This is a genomic window from Erwinia sp. AnSW2-5 (assembly GCF_045107195.1).
GTDB lineage: Bacteria > Pseudomonadota > Gammaproteobacteria > Enterobacterales > Enterobacteriaceae > Erwinia.
The window spans coordinates 1-1,729 of record NZ_JBJGXA010000047.1 but is presented as its reverse complement, the minus strand read 5'-3'; the positions used below and the strand labels follow the sequence as shown (position 1 = coordinate 1,729).

3 protein-coding genes are annotated in these 1,729 nt (G+C 46.4%); all 3 read left to right on the top strand.

Features of this window, described 5'->3' with window-relative positions; translation table 11 throughout:
- Nucleotides 1–1,002, top strand: a 1,002-nt coding sequence (locus ACFL9S_RS22865) for a DUF6862 domain-containing protein (RefSeq protein WP_405264168.1), incomplete at its 5' end; no start/stop codon positions are given.
- Nucleotides 999–1,352, top strand: a complete 354-nt coding sequence (locus tag ACFL9S_RS22860) for a hypothetical protein (RefSeq protein WP_405264167.1) — start codon at nucleotides 999–1,001, stop codon at nucleotides 1,350–1,352. The genes ACFL9S_RS22865 and ACFL9S_RS22860, both read left to right, overlap by 4 nt.
- A 200-nt stretch (nucleotides 1,353–1,552) precedes the next feature.
- A complete protein-coding gene (locus ACFL9S_RS22855; RefSeq protein WP_405264169.1) occupies nucleotides 1,553–1,729 on the top strand; it encodes a hypothetical protein in 177 nt (58 codons plus the stop codon).

Below are 1,729 nucleotides of genomic sequence, written 5' to 3'. Positions count from 1 at the left end.
GCGGGTGCCGTGACGGGCGGACTGGCGGGCAAGAACGCGGTGGAGAATAATGCGCTCTCCTCAAAAGATGAGAAACAGCGGCAGGATGCAAAATGGTCACTGCCGTATCTGGAAGGCGAGAAGAAAGCACAGGCACAGAAGCTGGTAAGTGATCTGAATGCGAAAGATAAGGCATTCGATGCAGCAATGGACTCAGCCTGTAAGAATCTGTCATCAGCAGCGTGCCAGGGAATGCGCCAGGAACTGGCGGCGATGGGCCGTAGTTACGATGAGAAACTCGATGGTCAGTACGTCGGCAATATGGGTAGCGTCTATAAGGAAGGAAAAGGCCAGGTTGATGCCCTGATGTGGCAGTACGCCAGCGCAGATGCTAAAGCTGAACGCGATGCTAATATTAATCGTATTGCGGAAAACTGGGGTGTAAGTAAGGAAGCGGCCGCTACTCTGTATGATGGTATGGCGGTGGTGCATACCACGGCGGCAATTGGTGGCGCGGCGTATGGGATGAAGGGAAGTAGTTCAGCTGCAAAAGGAAGCACTTCTGTAGTTGAGTCAGAAAAAGCTGCGTTAGATCGTATTTCTCAGAATGCGAAAGATACAGTTAATCTTAATTCAAAACAGAATTATTCGGTGCTTGACCAACAGGCTGCGAAAAGTAGCGTCATCATAGAACAGGACAAGTTAAAATATCTGTTTGGTGAGGTCAACAGTAGTGCTCATAACATACCTCGTTCAACTCAGTTAGCCCAATCAATGTATCGTCTTGGCATACCTTTGGATGATGCAGGAGCCAAGTTAATAATGGATCATATTTCTCAGGTTCCTAAAAAATCGGGTAATATTGTGAATGTTTATACTAATCAATTCGGTAAGTTTGAAGTCAGGGAATCATTGCTAATGGGGCCGTCAGGTAAAGCTGCTAAGTTAGAAACATCATTCCAAATTATGGATGATGGCTCACGTCGATTTGTAACTACAATACCGAAGGACGGAAAAAAATGACCTTTATCGAAAAACTTCCAGATCCTATAGATCTCTTGTCATTTTTTGAAAGTGAGCCTTTTTTTTCTAATGAAATAGATCATCACTATGGATATGCATATACCGACAGTAATGGTATGAAATTGATCTTCTCATACGCTGCTTTAGAAGGCTGGCTCCAAACTATCATTGAATTTAACGGAGAGAAAATATCTCAACACCTTAGCGAAGGTGTGAGTTATTTTGAAATAAAGAATGAAATAAAAGGCGAATATCTGTCATCTGATATCTCCTTTGGAGAGTCCGTAACACGAATGGAGATTAGGTTAAAACCTTATATATCCGTTCAGTGGAATACCTTAATAAGATGATTAAAAAAAATCCCGGCCAAGTCACCGGGATTTTACTTTATAACCAGTCAGTTACACCTTAGTCGCCCGCTTCTGTGGCCCCGCGATCACCTGAATAAATTCGGCGATCTGCTGCTGCTTGTGGGCGGAGAGCGTTTTACAGGTCTGGCGCAGGATGGTGACAACTTCCGGCTCTGGCCGGGGTTCCTGACAGTTGTCAAATGAGCAGACCGGGGTGTTTGCAGGCAGCAGCGGAGAAGAACGGGCTGGATACCGGCACGCTGGGCTTCAGCAACATTGAGAACAGGGCCGAGTACCAGGTTGAGCACCAGAGCGCGGGCATCAGCTCGGGCGGTAGCGTGGGCGGTGAGCGAAGGCAGCATCACCCCGATCTTTAA

What these genes read in the sequence shown, in the direction of transcription:
- ACFL9S_RS22855 (WP_405264169.1), top strand. Translation starts at nt 1,553, where the DNA reads ATGAGCAGACCGGGGTGTTTGCAGGCAGCAGCGGAGAAGAACGGGCTG.
- ACFL9S_RS22860 (WP_405264167.1), top strand. Translation starts at nt 999, where the DNA reads ATGACCTTTATCGAAAAACTTCCAGATCCTATAGATCTCTTGTCATTT.